The 15,091-nt window shown below is 72.2% G+C and carries 12 protein-coding genes; 6 read left to right on the top strand and 6 right to left on the bottom strand.

Annotated elements, in window-relative coordinates; translation table 11 throughout:
- Nucleotides 1–61 precede the first annotated feature (61 nt).
- Both BJY18_RS23565 and BJY18_RS23560 read right to left on the bottom strand, forming a co-directional pair.
- A complete protein-coding gene (locus tag BJY18_RS23565; protein WP_246458959.1) occupies nucleotides 62–3,133 on the bottom strand; it encodes a beta strand repeat-containing protein in 3,072 nt (1,023 codons plus the stop codon).
- Nucleotides 3,134–3,312: 179 nt separating this feature from the next.
- On the bottom strand, nucleotides 3,313–4,380 hold the full coding sequence (locus BJY18_RS23560) for a hypothetical protein (RefSeq protein ID WP_184782020.1): 1,068 nt from the start codon (nucleotides 4,378–4,380) through the stop codon (nucleotides 3,313–3,315).
- A gap of 335 nt (nucleotides 4,381–4,715) precedes the next feature.
- Here BJY18_RS23560 and BJY18_RS23555 point away from each other — a divergent pair, with 335 nt between their 5' ends.
- The 4 genes from BJY18_RS23555 (at nucleotide 4,716) to BJY18_RS23540 (ending at nucleotide 8,418) form a co-directional block, all read left to right on the top strand.
- Complete coding sequence (locus BJY18_RS23555; protein WP_184782019.1) at nucleotides 4,716–5,915, top strand: AI-2E family transporter; 1,200 nt, start codon at nucleotides 4,716–4,718, stop codon at nucleotides 5,913–5,915.
- On the top strand, nucleotides 5,912–7,045 hold the full coding sequence (macS, locus tag BJY18_RS23550) for a MacS family sensor histidine kinase (protein WP_184782018.1): 1,134 nt from the start codon (nucleotides 5,912–5,914) through the stop codon (nucleotides 7,043–7,045). The genes BJY18_RS23555 and macS overlap by 4 nt, the downstream gene beginning before the upstream one ends.
- Nucleotides 7,042–7,698 (top strand): response regulator, encoded by a 657-nt coding sequence (locus BJY18_RS23545; protein WP_184782017.1) that lies wholly within the window; start codon nucleotides 7,042–7,044, stop codon nucleotides 7,696–7,698. The genes macS and BJY18_RS23545 overlap by 4 nt, the downstream gene beginning before the upstream one ends.
- Nucleotides 7,699–7,770: 72 nt before the next feature.
- On the top strand, nucleotides 7,771–8,418 hold the full coding sequence (locus BJY18_RS23540) for a DUF1707 SHOCT-like domain-containing protein (protein WP_184782016.1): 648 nt from the start codon (nucleotides 7,771–7,773) through the stop codon (nucleotides 8,416–8,418).
- A 64-nt stretch (nucleotides 8,419–8,482) separates the two neighbouring features.
- On the opposite strand, the gene ptsP is transcribed toward BJY18_RS23540, so the two are convergent.
- The 3 genes from ptsP to BJY18_RS23525 form a co-directional block, all read right to left on the bottom strand.
- The gene (gene ptsP, locus BJY18_RS23535; RefSeq protein WP_184782015.1) at nucleotides 8,483–10,162 is read right to left on the bottom strand and encodes a phosphoenolpyruvate--protein phosphotransferase; all 1,680 of its coding nucleotides are present in this window, start codon (nucleotides 10,160–10,162) and stop codon (nucleotides 8,483–8,485) included.
- A gap of 211 nt (nucleotides 10,163–10,373) precedes the next feature.
- Nucleotides 10,374–11,243, bottom strand: coding sequence for a ribokinase (locus tag BJY18_RS23530; protein ID WP_184782014.1), 870 nt, complete (start codon nucleotides 11,241–11,243; stop codon nucleotides 10,374–10,376).
- A gap of 260 nt (nucleotides 11,244–11,503) precedes the next feature.
- A complete protein-coding gene (locus BJY18_RS23525) occupies nucleotides 11,504–12,523 on the bottom strand; it encodes a hypothetical protein (protein WP_184782013.1) in 1,020 nt (339 codons plus the stop codon).
- A gap of 140 nt (nucleotides 12,524–12,663) precedes the next feature.
- Between BJY18_RS23525 and BJY18_RS23520 the strand changes: the two genes are divergently transcribed.
- Nucleotides 12,664–13,401 carry a TetR/AcrR family transcriptional regulator gene (locus tag BJY18_RS23520; protein ID WP_184782012.1) on the top strand — a complete coding sequence of 246 codons (738 nt, stop codon included), beginning with the start codon at nucleotides 12,664–12,666 and terminating at the stop codon, nucleotides 13,399–13,401.
- On the opposite strand, the gene BJY18_RS23515 is transcribed toward BJY18_RS23520, so the two are convergent.
- Nucleotides 13,361–14,530, bottom strand: coding sequence for an MFS transporter (locus BJY18_RS23515; RefSeq protein WP_312873936.1), 1,170 nt, complete (start codon nucleotides 14,528–14,530; stop codon nucleotides 13,361–13,363). The two genes, BJY18_RS23520 and BJY18_RS23515, sit on opposite strands and share 41 nt — an antisense overlap.
- 82 nt (nucleotides 14,531–14,612) lie before the next feature.
- Here BJY18_RS23515 and BJY18_RS23510 point away from each other — a divergent pair, with 82 nt between their 5' ends.
- Nucleotides 14,613–15,071, top strand: a complete 459-nt coding sequence (locus BJY18_RS23510; protein WP_184782010.1) for a winged helix-turn-helix transcriptional regulator — start codon at nucleotides 14,613–14,615, stop codon at nucleotides 15,069–15,071.
- Nucleotides 15,072–15,091 lie beyond the last annotated feature (20 nt).

The raw sequence follows: 15,091 nt of genomic DNA, 5'->3' as shown, positions 1-15,091 counted from the left end.
GGACACAGAAAACGGGCCCGGAAGCCGATCGGCTTCCGGGCCCGTCCGGGTCATCCCCGACTTACTTCGTGAAGAAGCCGGTCACCTTCGCGGCCAGGTTCTGCACCGCGGCCAGCGGGCCCTGCGCACCGGCGGCCGGAGCCGTCGGCAGCTGGGTCGGCAGCGTGGTCGGCCCGGTGGGCAGCGTCGGCAGCGCGGTCACGGCCGGCAGCTGCTCCAGCGTCGGCAGCTGAGCCTTCAGCGGAAGCGTCGGCACCGGAGCGTCGGCACGCTCACCGGCGATCGGCAGGGCCGGCACACCCGGCAGGTTCGGCAGCGCCGGAGCCGAGGGCAGCGTCACGCCGTCCTTCAGCCCGGAAACCGACGGCAGCGCCGACGCACCGTTCAGCTGGTTGAGCTGACCGAGCGCGGACAGTCCGCTGACCTGCGGCAGGTCCGCACGCTCGCCACCGGGCAGCGCCGGCACGCCGGGCAGCGACGGGGCGGGCAGCGCACCGGTGGGCAGGCCCGGCAGGCCCGCACCCTTGGGCAGCGCGGACAGGCTCGGCAGCGCGGGCAGCTCGTCGGCCGCCATCTCGCCCCCGACCGGCACGTTGATCTGCGGCTCTTCGACGATCTGCGTGGCGTCCGTCGCGTCGGCAGTGGCCTGTCCGACCAGCTCCAGCGGCACGTCGAAGATCTGCACCACAGCGCCGAGGTCGTGGTAGAAGTTGTAGCCGGACAGCGCGTCACCGGGACCGTCGGTGGTGGGGGTGCCACCGTTGGTCGCGGTCAGCTGGTTGTCGGCCACGGCGTGCGCGACGCCGCCCACGGCGACCGCGTCGCCGAACACCTGCGCCACCGCGGTGGCCGGGATGTCCAGGATGTCGCCGGAGAGCGCGCCCTCCACACCCGAGGTGGTGTCGTCGCCCGCGTTGGTCACGACGGTGCTGTTCATGCCGTCGCCGGACGAAACGCCCGCCGCGGACACCGCGTCGCCGAAGACCTGCGCGACCGCGAGCGGGTCCGCACCGATGATGTTGCCCGCGATCGCGCCCGCGTCACCCGCGGTTTCCGCGTCGCCACCGGCAGTCGAGGTGACGTCGTTGGTGCCGACGCCGTGGCCCAGCGCGCCACCCGCGACGCCGTCGGCGAAGATCGTGGCCGCACCGGCGACCGGCGCCTTCACGATGTTGCCGGCGAGAGCACCCGCGGTGCCGTCGGTGCTGGCGTCGCCACCGGCGGTGGAGTCGGTCAGGTTGTCGGCCGAACCGGTGCCGATGCCGGCGAGCGCGCCGCCGACGCCGTGGCCCTGCACGGGCAGCGACACCGGAGCCTCGATGAGGTTGCCCGCGCCCGCGCCGCTCGGGCCGGTCGCGTGCACGTCCGAACCGGCACCCGAGGTGGTGTCGTTGCTGGCCGTGCCGTGGCCCTGGCCGACGAACGCGCCGCCGATGCCGAACAGCTGCACCGGGGCCGACACCGGGACAGTGCCGAGGTTCGAGCTCAGGAAGCCGTTGTCGTCGGCGGTGTTCCCGCCGCCACCGCCCTGCACGACCTTGGTCTCGGTGGCGTCGCCCGAGCCCTGCCCGATGAACGAGCCGCCCACGCCGAAGACCTCGGCCGGAACGCCCACCGGCACCTGCACGATGTTGCCCGAGCCGGACGAGTCGTTGCCCTGGCTGCCGTCGTAGCCACCGGCGGTGACGACCTTGTCCTCGACCGAGGTGCCGGACGCGTTGCCGATGTGGCTGGCGCCGATGCCGTGCACCTCGGGGGCGCCGGCGATCTGGCTGTTGACGATGTTGCCGCCGAGGAACGTGTCGTTGCCCCGGGTGTAGCTGCCGTTGCCGGCGTTGACATCGGTGGTGTTGTCGCACGCGGCGTGCGCGTTGCCGATGTAGGTCGCGCCGACGCCGCAGGCCTCGACGGGCAGCGCCACGGCCGGGTCGACCACGTTGCCCGCACCGGCGGCGTCCTCACCGGTGGTCTTGATGAAACCACCGGAGTCGACCGTGCTGGAGTGGCTGGAGGACGCGCGGTCGAGCGCCTTGCCCGTGGTGGCGTTGCCGATCCACGAACCGGCCACCGAGGCCACGTTGGCGACCGGGCTCAGCTGCGGGGCGACCGCGTTGCCGCCGAGGAACGAGCCGTCGCCGTCGGTCTCGAGGTAGGTCGGGGTGTCGGCGAGGCTGCCCGTGCGCTTGTCGCCCGCCTTGGCGTCGGCCACGGAGCTGGAGTTCGCGTCCGCGTCCGAGCCCCACACACCACCGGCGTTGCCGTTGAACTTGACCGGCAGCGCGATCGGCGCGCCGACCATGTTGCCGCTCGCCGAGGAGCCCTTGCCGTCGGTCAGCGCCGAGCCACCGGAGGTGGCGGAGGTGTCCGCGGAGTACTCGCTGTAGGCGTTGCCGAGGATCCAGGACGCGGCGTTGCCGGTCACCTGGACCGGGGTGGCGAACTGGCCTGCCACGACGTTGCCGGAAAGGCCGGAGCCCTTGCCGGTGGTGTCGATGTTGCCGGTCTCGCTGACGTCCTGGCTGGCCGAGCCGCCGTGCACCGCACCGCTGCCGCCGGCAAGGCCGACGCCGTTGCCGGCGATCTGCACGGGCAGCGCCCAGTCGAGGGCCACGACGTTGCCGGCGAGGCCGGAGTCCTTGCCGTCGGTGGCGACGTCCTGGTTGTGGTTGTAGTTCTGCTCGTGCGAGGTGCCCTCGACGTGTGCGTCGCCCAGCACGCCCACCGCGTTGTCCACGATCTGCACCGGGACCACCAGGTCGCCGGAGACCTTGTTGCCCTTGAGGGCGTCGTCGGTCGGGGTGATGTCACGCGGCGCTTCGGTCTTCGGCAGCTTGCCGGTCAGCGAGCTCGCCGCACCGGCGGGAGCCTTCGCCGAGGACAGCGCCTTCTTGGCCGCGGAGGTGACCGGCTTGGTGCTGATTTCGCCCTTGTAGGCGGGCACGTCCACCTGTCCGAGCGGGGTGCCGATGGCGTTGTTGCTGGTGTCGATCGGAACGGTGACGTTCAGGTCGAGCGGGGAGGCCGGGGTGTCCGGGTTGACGTTCTCGTCTGCCGAGGCGATGCCGGTACCCAGCATCAGCAACCCACCCGTGACCAACGCGGTCTGGAGTCCGCGCTTTGCCCAGGTCTGCATGGGGTTTTTCTCCTTTATTCGGGGTTCCCTTGCGGGCTTGTGGAGTGCGCGGGGCGCACTGGGGATGCGAGCGCGGAAAAGGCGCGTCGCGCGAAAAACCCGCGGGGCCGGCCGTTGGCCGCACCGGACCGAGCACGAATGCTCGAGGCGCGCGTCAACGACCCCGCGGGTGAAGTGGGTCAGTCAGGAGTGACGCCGGGCTGCTCGCCCGGGGTGAACGGCGTGTGCCGCACGGCGCCGCGGGACATACCCGCGACGGCGTTGTCGACGGCGGCGGTGACCCACGTGGGCACACCCAGGTTCAGGCCGTCGAGGTGACCACCGGGCGCGGTGCTGCCGCTGCCGCCCGGCGTGGTCGGGATGGAGGGGGGCGCGACCGGAAGCTGCGCCGGGGAGAACGGGGCGCCGGGCAGATCGCCGTGGTGGCCGTCCTGCGAGGGCACACCGGAGCTGCCGGACGGCACGTCGGTACGCACCGCGCCGCCGGCCGGGAAGACCGACTGCAGAGCGTCCGAAGTGGACATCGCCGCGGCACCGAGGTTCTGCTCCGCTTCGCCGGGCGCACCGGTGACCGCGGATCCGGCATCGTCCGGCTGGACCGGGACCACCGGCAGACCGGGCAGGTCGACGAGGTTCCCGGTCTGGCCAGGGTCGAGCAGTGCCCAGATCTTGCGGCCGAACTCCTGCGCCGCGGGCGACGGCGTGGTCGCCTCGGTGATCACCTGCTTGGTGTCGGCCGGCTTGCGCACGATGTGCTCGAGCGAGCCGAGGCCGCGCTGCACCGGCCGGAGCACGGCGTTCTCGCCGAGATCGGCGACCGCGTCGCTGACCCGGCCGGACACCTCGTGGTCGGCCGTGGTGCGCTCCGCGTCCCGCGCCCCGTGGATGTCCAGCGCGCAGTCCGGACGGGACGTGCCCGGCTCGGACCAGGTGGTGGCACTCTGCCCGCATGCGGACAGCTCCTGCGCCGCGCCGGCGGCCGCGCCGGCGACCTGCCCGGTGAACCGGGACACGCCGCGGGTCGCGTCGTCGAGGCCGGCCACCGTCGCGTCGGTGACCGGGGTGATGCTCGCGCTCACCGTGTCACCGGAATCCGGCTCGGCGGTGGCGGCCGACGCGGAGGCCCCGGAGACCACCCACGCGGCGGCCGTGGCGGCGACCGCGCCACCGAGGACGAACAGTGCGCGCGACGCGAACCGACGGGCGCGGGTGGCGCCTCGGCTCTCGTGCGCAGCAACGTTCGTCACAGGTGTTTCTCCTCGGACTGACTCGGACGGGAAATGCGTTCGTTTTTTCGCGGGCGGAACGTCAACGACAATTCCGCGCTTCGGTGTGAAACCGAGAGAACCAAACTTGCCGTCCGCCGCGCATCCTCGACACGACTTGATGCCACCATCGTGTGAACAACACAGGGTGTAGCCGGATCTCACCGTGGGTCATCGCCGGAGGACGTTGCCGGTTACTCCGGAGTCAATTACCGGTTCACCGATCGGCGCCGGTCCGCGACGGGCGGCCCACCCGGTTCCCCCTGATCCGCCCGATTCCTGTCGGCAGGCCGGATCCGGACCGATACGGTGAACCGGTGAGCCAGCCTGGGCGTGAACGGCGCGAGCCCCCGTTCCTCTCCGAAACCGCCGACGTCACCGGTCTGATCCCCCGCGGACTACGGGTGGCCGCCGCGCTGTCGTGGCGGTTCATCGTGGTGATCGCCGCGTTGTGGGCGATCCTGTGGCTGCTCGGCTACCTGTCCTCGGTGGTCGTCCCGGTCTCGATCGCGCTGCTGTTGTCCGCGCTGCTCGCCCCGGCGGTGTCCAGGCTGGTGCGCTGGCACGTGCCGCGTGGGCTGGCGACAGCGATCATGCTGATCGCCGCGATCGTGGTGCTCGGCGGGCTGCTCACGTTCGTGGTCACCCAGATCTCCAGCGGCCTGCCGCAGCTGCAGGCGCAGCTGACCAACAGCCTGAACCAGATCCGCGACTGGCTGATCAACGATCTGCACCTGCGCCAGGAACAGATCCAGGACTTCATCAACCAGGCCATCGGTTTCCTGCAGAACAACCAGTCCTGGATCACCAGCACCGCACTGACCACGGCGAGCACCGTCGGCGAGATCCTGACCGGGTTGGTGCTCGCGCTGTTCGTCACGATCTTCTTCCTCGCCGGCGGCGAGCACATCTGGTCGTTCCTGGTGCGCGGCGTCCCCAACCAGGTCCGCGCGCGGGTGAACGTGGCCGGACGGCGCGGGTTCGCCTCGCTGGTCAGCTACATCCGCGCGACGGCAGCGGTGGCGGTGGTCGACGCGGTGGGCATCGGCATCGGGCTCTGGGCGGTCGGCGTGCCGCTCGTGGTCCCGCTCGCCACGCTGGTGTTCCTCGGCGCGTTCATCCCGATCATCGGCGCGGTGGTGGCCGGTGGGGTCGCGGTGCTGATCGCGCTGGTTACCAAGGGCCTGATCGGCGCGGTGATCGTGCTGGCCATCGTGATCGGCGTGATGCAGCTGGAAAGCCACATCCTGCAGCCGCTGCTGCTCGGTCGGGCGGTGAAGCTGCACCCGCTCGCCGTGGTGCTCGCGATCGCCATCGGCCTGGTCGCGGCCGGGATCGCCGGCGCGCTGCTCGCGGTGCCGCTGCTGGCCGTGCTGAACGCCGGGATCCGTTCGCTGCTGCACGAACCCGAGCTCGACCCGGCGACGATCGACACGCTGCACGGCCGGGTCCCGGAGGTGGCCGAACACGCCAGGGAACCCGAGCCGGACGAGCGAGGCGACGAAGAGGAGAAGTGAGCACGCCACTCATCCGGGACCCGGCGACGCCGTTGTGGCGTGGAGTGGTCCTGCTTCGCGTGGTGACCTGGGTGTTCGCCCTCGGCGTGGGAATCGCGCACCGGGCGGACTTCCAGCGCCCGTGGCTTGCCTGGTCGGTGCTCGGCGCGATGGCCGCGTGGACCCTCGGGTCGAGTCTCGCCTACACGCGGGAACGCGGCAGGCGCCGGGGGCTGGTGGTCCTCGACGTCGTACTCACCACCGCGCTGATGCTCACCTCCCCGTGGATCCTCTCGGACGCGCAGTACGCCGCGTCCGCGCCGCTGATCACCACAGTCTGGGCGGCGGTCGGCCCACTCGCCGCGGCGACCCGCTTCGGGGCGCGGGGCGGGGTGCTGGCCGGGCTCGTGGTCGCGGTCGGCACCGGGCTGGCCAGGGAGACGTTCGACCTGGACGTCTTCCGCGACGCGGTGCTGTTGTGCGCCAGCGGTCTGCTGGTCGGGATGGCGGCCACGCTCGCGCGGAGTTCCGCCGAAACACTCGCTCGCGCGCTGCGCACCGAAGCGGCGACCGCGGAGCGGGAACGGCTCGCGCGCTCGATCCACGACAGCGTGCTGCAGGTCCTCGCCCGCGTGCGCAAGCGGGGCCTCGAAGCCGGCGGCGAGGCGGCGGAGCTGGCGAACCTGGCCGGTGAACAGGAAATCGCGTTGCGCGCGCTGGTGAGCAGCGAGCCGGGCCCGCCGGGGGACGGCGGCACGGCCGACCTGCGCTCGGCACTGCACCTGCTCGCCACGACGTCGGTCGAGGTGTCCACGCCGGCCGGTACGGTCGAACTGCCCGCGCACCTGACCGCGGAGCTCGTGGCGGTCACCAGGGCGGCGCTGTCCAATGTGGAGGAGCATGCCGGTCCCGGCGCGCGGGCCTGGGTCCTGCTGGAGGACCTCGGTGACGAGGTCGTGGTGAGCATCCGGGACGACGGACCGGGCATCGAGCGGGGCAGGTTGGAGCACGCCGCGGCCGAGGGCAGGCTCGGCGTCGTGAAGTCGATCCGCGGCAGGGTCGCCGAACTCGGCGGGACCGCACTGCTGGACAGCGCACCCGGTCGCGGCACGGAATGGGAGGTGCGGGTGCGCAAGGGCGGTGGCCGATGACGGCGCGGACGATCACCGTGATGGTCGTGGACGACCACCCGATCTGGCGCGACGGCGTGGCCCGCGACCTCGCGGAGAACGGGTTCGAGGTGCGGGCCACCGCACCGGACGCACCGGCGGCCGTGCGCATCGCGCGGACGGTCCGCCCGGACGTGGTGCTGATGGACCTCAACCTCGGCGGCACCTCCGGCGTCGAGGCGACGCGGGAGATCACCGCCGCGGTGCCGGACACCAGGGTGCTGGTGCTCTCGGCCAGCGGCGAGCACAGCGACGTACTGGAAGCGGTGAAGGCAGGCGCTTCCGGTTATCTGGTCAAATCGGCGTCGGCCACCGAACTGGTGGACGCGGTGCGCCGTACCGCCGAGGGCGATCCGGTCTTCACCGCGGGCCTGGCCGGGCTCGTGCTCGGCGAGTACCGGCGGATGGCCGACATCCCCGCCGGTGCTCCGGAGCCGCCGCGGCTCACCGACCGCGAGACCGACGTGCTGCGCCTGGTCGCGAAGGGGCTCACCGCACGGCAGATCGCCGACCGGCTGGTGCTTTCGCACCGCACGGTGGAGAACCACGTGCAGTCCACGCTGCGGAAGCTCCAGCTGCACAACCGCGTGGAGCTGGCCCGGTACGCGATCGAGCACGGCCTCGACCAGGAGTAGCCGAGCGAAGTACGGGATCGTTCAGGGTTTTCCCCGATCCGGCAGCGCGGTCCGTCTCTTACCATGAACGGCATGAGCGAGGAAGAGACGAACACCGAGACGTCCGCGACCGAGGCCAAGACGCTGACCACGCGCGACATCCGGGTGTCCGACGACGAGCGCGAGCACGTGGTCGGCGTGCTGCAGAAGGCGATCGGCCAGGGCATGCTCACCCTCGACGAGTTCACCGAGCGCACCGACCAGGCACTGGCCGCGCGGACCCGCGGCGAGCTGAACACGGTGCTCGCGGACCTGCCCGGCCTGCTGCACCCGGAGGCCGCCCCGGCCCAGCAGGCGGCAGGCGTGCCCGGCTACGCGCCGGGGCAGCGTCTCGAGCTCAACGCCAAGTACTCCTCGCTGCAGCGCAGCGGCCCGTGGATCGTGCCGCCCGCGGTGGTGGTGCGCACCAAGTACGGCAGCACCAAACTCGACTTCACCCAGGCCCGGGTCTCGACGCCGGTGGTGCAGATCGAACTCGACTCGAAGTGGGGTTCGGTCGAGCTGATCATCCCGCGCGATGCGGCGGTGGACTACAACGCGATCACCGAGATCAAGCTCGGCTCGCTCGACGACAAGACCGGCACCAACGGCGGCCCGGGCAACCCGCGGTACGTCATCACCGGCCGGATCGTCGGAGGCTCGCTGGTCATCCGCCACCCCCGGCGGGGCATCTTCGGCTGACCGGCGTTCCGGCGCCGGATCCGGTCCTCCCCTTCTCCGGCCGGGTCCGGCGCTCCCGTGCGGCTCAGCCGGCGAGCGCGCCGGCCACGGCCTCGCGTGCGGCGACCGGGTCCGCGGTGGCCAGCGCCGCCGCGGCCAGTTCGCGCGCCCGCGCCAGCGACACCGTGGCCAGGGTGGCCCCGACAGTGCGGATCGCCGGTGCGTTCATCGAAAGGCTGGTGAGCCCGAGCCCGGCCAGCACCAGTGCGAGCCGAGGATCGGCGGCAGCCTCACCGCACACCCCGGCCGGCTTGCCGGTGGCGCTCGCCGCGTCCCCGATCAGCTTCAGCAGCCGCAGCAGCCCTGGCTGCCACGGGTCGTTCAGCTTCGCCACCGCACCGAGCTGCCGGTCGGCGGCGAAGGTGTACTGAGCCAGGTCGTTCGTGCCGACGGAGACGAAGTCGACGGCTTCGAGGATCTCGCGTGCGGACAGCGCGGCGGCGGGGATCTCGATCATCACGCCGGCCCTGGCGATCCCGGCCGCGCGAACGCGTCCGGCGAACCAGGCGGCCTCCTCGACGGTGGCGACCATCGGGGCCATCACCGAAACCTCCGCACCGGATTCGGCCGCCGCGCCCGCGATGGCCGCCAGCTGCCGGTCGAGCACCTCCGGACGGTCGAAGGCCACGCGCAGGCCACGCACGCCGAGCGCGGGGTTGGGCTCGGCCTCGGGCGAGAGGAAGGCCAGCGGCTTGTCCGCGCCGGCGTCCAGGGTGCGCACGATGACCGGTTTGCCGCGGAACGGCGAAAGTACCGCGGTGTAAGCATTCCGCTGCGCTTCGACGGACGGCTCGGTGGGCGCGTCGAGGTAGCAGAACTCGGTGCGGAACAGGCCGACGCCCTCGGCGCCCGCGTCCGCGGCGGCCTGGGCGTCCGCGGGGGAGCCGACGTTGCCGTACACCTTCACCGGATGTCCGTCGGAGGTCGCGCCGGCCCCGTTCCACTCGGCCGGGCCGGCCGCGACGGCGGCGACGACCGGCGCGGACGGATCGGCGACGGCGACCACTCCGGTGTCACCGTCCACGGCCAGTGCCTTCGCGTCGGAGGCCAGCAGCCCGCGGACAGCGACCACGGCGGGAATGCCGAGCGCCCGGGCGAGGATCGCGGTGTGGCTGGTCGGGCCGCCCTCCTCGGTCACCAGGGCGAGCACCTTGTCCGGGTCGAGCCCGGCGGTGTCGGCGGGGGCCAGGTCACGGGCGACCAGCACGCTCGGCGAGGTCAGCTCGGGCACGCCGGGCGGTGCGACGCCGAGCAGCTCGGCCACGAGCCGGTCGCGCACGTCGCGCACGTCGCGGACCCGCTCGGCCATGTACCCGCCGGCGGCCGCCAGTGCTTCGGCGAATCCTTCGGCAGCCTGGTAGACGGCGCGGGCCGCGGGAATGTTCCGCGCCGTCACCAGCTGGTGGGCCTGAGTGGCGAGCGCCGGGTCGGCGGCCATCGCGGCGGTGGTGACCAGGATCGTCGCCGCCTCGCCGGTCGCGGCCTCGGCCTGGGCCTCCAGCCGCGCGGCGACCGCTCGGGCGGCGGGCTCGATCCGCGCCGCCTCGGCGTCGGGGTCGGCAGGCTCCGGCGTGCTCGCGGGCTCGCCGAGCGGTTCGGCGACCCGCACGACGGGACCGCTGGCCCGCCCCGGGCTCACCGCGACTCCGGTCAGCGGCGAACGGTGCGTGCTCGGCTCGGCCGGAGTGGCCGCACTCTCAGACATGGTCTAGACCATATCGCACGCAGCCCGCGATCTCACGAACCGGCGGAAGCCCTCGCTCGGACAGTCCCGCCACGACCGACCACCTCCTCGTGCCACCACGCCGGCGCCATACCGAGCACGCGGTCACGTCGAGTCTGCCGGAATACCCGCGCCTCCGCCGGGTCCGCGGGCCGGCCGGATCGTCCGCGGCGTGACACGGTCCGGCCGCGGATCATTCCAGCTCGGCTGCCGTGGGGTAGGAGGGCTGCGCGCCGTGGCGGGTGACGCTGACTGCCGCGACTCGTACCGCGAGCCGGGCGGCTTCGACGAGGTCGGCACCCCTGGCGAGCGACGCGGCCAGCGCGCCCGCGAACGCGTCTCCGGCACCGGTCGTGTCCACGGCCTCGACCCGCGGTGACTCGACGGTGGTCGACTTGCCGTCCTCGACCACCACGGCCCCGGCGGCGCCCCGCGTGACCACGGCGGCGCGCGGTCCGAGGTCGAGCAGCCGGCGTGGATCGGCGTCCTCCTCGGCGAGCAGGTACCCGGCCTCGTGCTCGTTGACCAGCAGCACGTCCAGCGCGGCCAGCGTTTCCCCGGACAGCTCCGCGGCGGGGGAAAGGTTCAGCAGGACCCGCACGCCCTTCGACCGCGCCTGCCGGACCGCGCGTTCGACGGTCGGCAACGGCACCTCCAGCGAAGTGACCAGCACGCGGACACCGTCGAACACGTCGTCGGTCAGGTCGGCGGGCTCCAGCGCCGAGTTGGCGCCGGGGGAGACGAGGATCGAGTTCTCGCCGTCCGGGGTGACGGTGATGTAGGCGATGCCGGTGGGCCGGTCGACGGTCCGCAGATACTGGGTGCCGGCGCCCGCGGCGGTCAGCGACTCGCGCAGGAGGCGGCCGTGCGCGTCGTCGCCGACCGCGCCGAGCAGGGCGACGTCGGCGCCGAGCCGGCCGGCCGCGGCCGCGGTGTTCGCCCCCTTGCCTCCGGGGGACACGGTGGTGTCCCCGCCCAGCACGGTTTCGCCGCCCGCGGGACGGCGCTCGACCGGCACCACCAGATCGGCGTTCGCGGACCCCACGACCAGCACAGCGCTCATGGTGAGCACTCTGCCATGCGTCCGGATGGGCCGGTCCGCCCATGGTTCCTGCCCGAAAGTGAAGAATTTTGTAACTTTGTGGCCGTCTGATGCGACAATCAGGCGAGTAGTGGCTGCCCGTCACTCGATCGGGGGGTACTCATCCCCCAAGCGTCACTTCCGACACGGGCTCCGCTCTCTTGAAGCGTCACTGACCTAGAGCCGGTGGCGTTGCCCGGACCGGAAGCGCACCGGAAAGGGCATCGGGTCGCCGGCGCCGATCACGTAGCCCCCCGAGTGATCGACGCCGGCGGCGCCCCGATCCGTCTGACCACGGCCCTGGCCGCGGCCGGCGAAACGTCCTCCGCCAACGGGTAGGCCGCACCGCGGCGGGGCAGTACGCGCAGCACCCCACCTTCGGCCACCAACCGGCTGATCTCCTTGCGGCGCACCACCACCGGCTTCCCGCCGTCGGGATGCCAGGACACACTGCGGCCGTCCACGACGAACACCCCGAGCGCACCGCGGTGCCGGGTGCACACCAGCGCGATCAGGCACAGCGCGACGAACCCCAGCCCGGGCCCCAGGATCGGCAGCCACGCCTGTCCGATCAGGACCGCGGCCAGCGCGACGGCCGTGCCCCACATCGCCGCCTTGCGCCGGCCGGAAGCCTGGTTCGCACGCACTGTCACGCTCACGCCGGCGCCCAACGGCACCGGCCGCGCGCCCCGGCGCACCACCATCGCCACGGTCCGCTCGATACCCAGCCCACCGCGCCGAACCTCGAACGAAGGCCAGCGCACGAGCCCCGGCGCCGCCCGTTCCACCGCGTTCGCCAGGCGATGGGCCTCTTCGGGGGCGAACGCGGTCGACAGCACGAAACCGTGTGCGGTCCGCAGGCTGAACCGGCCGGCGAGCCGGCGCTCGGCGTGCTCGGCGGGCGCGAGGCAGACCTCGGTGCGCCGGCGTTTCTCGACCAGCACGACCTGGCTGAGATCGGTCCACCGCAGCATCATCCGGGCGTCCCGCACCGGGAAGCCGAATCCGTCCGGCCCGATCTCCACGCTGAGCATCTCCCGGCGCATGCCGCGCCGCCCGATCGCCGCGCAGACGAAGAGCCCCAGCCCGAGCGCCGCGAGGATCGAGCCGGCGACCAGGCCGGCGACGCTCCCCGGCATCAGCAGCCCACCGAAGGCGAGCAGGCCGAAGCCCGGCACCACGAACAGGAGAGTGGCCAGCCGTAGGTCCTCGGGGGAAACCGGGGCCGGATAGCGGACGGTGATCGTGGACGAGGAGTTCATTTCGGGCAAGTGTGGCAGAACGACCGGCGGCTCTGCTTACCCGTTCGGCGGGGCGCGGGCGGTTCCACCTGGTCACAGCCCGGTGACGGCCGGACGCGCCACTGCCGGGATCGCGCACCGTGACGACCTAGAATACCGGGATGAGCAGCCCCACGCGCAGGGGCCGCGCGCGAGCGGCTACCGAGCAGGACATCCGGCGGACCGCCCGAAAGCTCCTGGTCGACCAGGGTCCCGAAGCAGTGACGCTGCGGGCGATCGCCCGGGAGCTGGGGATCACCGCGCCGGCCCTCTACCGTTACTACGAATCGCGCGACGACCTGCTCGAGAACCTCCGCCTGGACGTGTGCGCGGATCTGGCCGCCGAACTGGCCGACGACATCGCGGTGCTGCCGGCCGAGGGCATGCTCCAGCTGTTCGCGATCTGCAAGGGCTTCCGGCGCTGGGCCATCACGCACACCAAGGAGTTCACGCTGGTGTTCGCGTCGCCGACCGGCGGCGTCGGCACCACCTCCGGCAGCGCGCTGCACCGCCTCGACGAGCCGTTCGGCCGGATCTTCCTGGTCACCGCCGGGCACGTGCTGGCCCAGCACGACCTCGTGATGCCGCCGAACGACGTGGTGCCCCCTGAGCTGCGCGACGACCTGGTCGCCTTCCAGCGCGACCTGCTGGCGGTGCTGGCCGAGTCCGGCCGCGAGATCCCGCCGGACAAGCTGGACGTGGGGCTGACCTACCTGATGATCCAGTTCTGGGCCCGCCTCTACGGCCACGTCACGCTCGAGGTGTTCGGCAACTACCCGATCCCGGTGTCCAAACCGGACGTGTTGTTCGAGGCCATGCTCACCGACCTGGCCCGAGACGTGGGGCTCTCCGCCGGCTGACGGCCCAGGCGAGGAGCCCGCAGAGCGCGAAGGCGGCTCCGAGCACGCTGGATCCCGTCCACCCGGCGGCGGAGTACATCGTGGTCGTGGCGGTCGCTCCGAGTGCGGACCCGAGCGAGTAGAAGAGCATGTAGCCGCCGACGACGCTGCTCGTCTGGTGCGGGTGCGCGCCGGTGAGCAGGTGCTGGTTGCTGACGTGCACAGCCTGGACCGCGAAGTCGAGGACACCGGCGACGACCGGCCAGAGTGACCGGTTCGCCTGTCCGATTGCCGGCCAGGACGCGACCAGGAGCACGAGCGCGCCTCCCGTGACGAGTTCGGCACGACCGGCGTCGGCCCATCGCCCCGCTCGCGCGGCTCCCAGTGCACCCGCGAGTCCGGCGATGCCGAAGAGGCCGATCTGCACTGTGCTCAGGTGCCACGGTGCGGCCGCGAGTGGTAGCGCCAGTCCGCTCCAGAGCGTGCCGAAGGAAGCGAAGAGGAAGAACGCGGTCAGCCCACGCGAGAGGAACAGGCGCTCACGAAAGAGACGACCGAGCGCGACCAGCCTCTCGCCATACGTCGTCCGGACGGAACGGTGGTCGGCCGGCAGCAGCTTCAGGACGAAGAGCGTGAGCACGATGAGGAGCACGGCGAGTGCCGCGTAGATGCTTCGCCATCCCCAGAGGCCGGCGAGAGTCCCCGCGACCACGCGCGCGCCGAGGATCCCGATGATGACGCCGGAAGTGACGCCCCCGAGCGTGCGGCCCCGATCGGTTGCCGTCGCCAGATCGACAGCGAACGCGACGGTGGTCTGGACGACGACAGCGAACAGACCGGCGACGGCGAGTCCGACGAGCAGGAGCCAGAGCCGTGTCGCGGCCGCTGTCAGCAGCATGCCGGCCGCGGCGAGGAGCAGGTGGGCAGCGATGAGCCTACGCCGGTCGAGCAGATCTCCCAGCGGAACGAGCAGCGCGAGGCCGGCCAGGTAGCCGAGCTGTCCCGCCGTCACGAGCCATCCCAGGTCCGCTTCCGGGACCCCCAGGTCGCGTCCGACCTGGGCGAGTACGGGCTGTGCGACGTAGATCGTCGCCACGGTGACGGAGCAGGTCGTGGCGAGCAGCGTCCGCCGGCCGAACGTGAGGCCCACCAGCCCTCCAATCAGTAGCAGTTTGCAACCAACTGGACCGTACGGCAGAATGGTTTCACTTCGCAACTCATCGGGAGTAGGTATGACACCACCGCCGGGCCCCGCCGACGCGGCGCCCTGGACCGACCTCACCTGCCCGGTCGCCCGCACCCTCGACCTCGTCGGCGAACGCTGGAGTCTGCTGATCATCCGCGACGCGATGGACGGTGCGCGCTCGTTCACCGACTTCCAGCACCGGACCGGAATCGCGCGCAACATCCTCACCGACCGCCTCCGGCGCCTGGTCGAGCGCGGACTCCTCGACCGGCAGACGGCACCGTCAGGACGTCGGCAGCTCTACGCACTCACCGACGCGGGACGCGACCTCTTCACCGTCATCGTGGCGATGCGTCAGTGGGGCGAACAGCACGCGTTCGCACCCGGCGAGCACCACTCCGTCCTCGTGGACGAAAGCGGGCTGCCGCTCGCCGAGCTACGCCCCACCGACTCGCACGGCGCCATCGCGAACGTCGACACCACCGCTGTTCTGCGGAAGAAATAGCCACCGTGCGTGACACGCAG

It is taken from the genome of Amycolatopsis jiangsuensis (assembly GCF_014204865.1).
GTDB lineage: Bacteria > Actinomycetota > Actinomycetes > Mycobacteriales > Pseudonocardiaceae > Amycolatopsis > Amycolatopsis jiangsuensis.
This window is presented reverse-complemented; position numbering and strand designations above follow the sequence as displayed.